The sequence below is a fragment of the Oleiphilus sp. HI0080 genome (assembly GCF_001635135.1).
Map to the genome: position 1 here is coordinate 1 of NZ_LWFU01000033.1, position 317 is coordinate 317.

Annotated in this window: 1 protein-coding gene; it reads left to right on the plus strand. The window is 48.3% G+C overall.

Annotation, left to right across the window (positions count from 1 at the left end):
* The coding region (locus A3751_RS00515; protein ID WP_156492141.1) for an aldehyde dehydrogenase family protein at window positions 1-317 on the plus strand (317 nt) is incomplete at both ends.

A 317-nucleotide genomic window follows, 5' to 3' on the forward strand; every position in this document is an offset into this window, starting at 1 on the left:
ACTTTGTTACAAATTCAATGGATGTGGCGCACTCTGAGATTTTCGGCCCAGTGGCGCCGATAATTCGGTTTCGGACAGAAAGCGAGGCGATTGAGATAGCGAACGATACAGTCTATGGCTTGGCTTCGTATGTATACACACGCGATATTGGGCGTGTTTGGCGCGTTAGTGAGTCTTTGGAATACGGCATGGTGGGTGTTAATGAGGGAATCATTTCAAACCCCGCAGCACCTTTTGGAGGGGTGAAGCAAAGCGGTTATGGCCGCGAAGGATCTTTTTACGGGCTGGATGATTATACGGAGATAAAATACATCTGC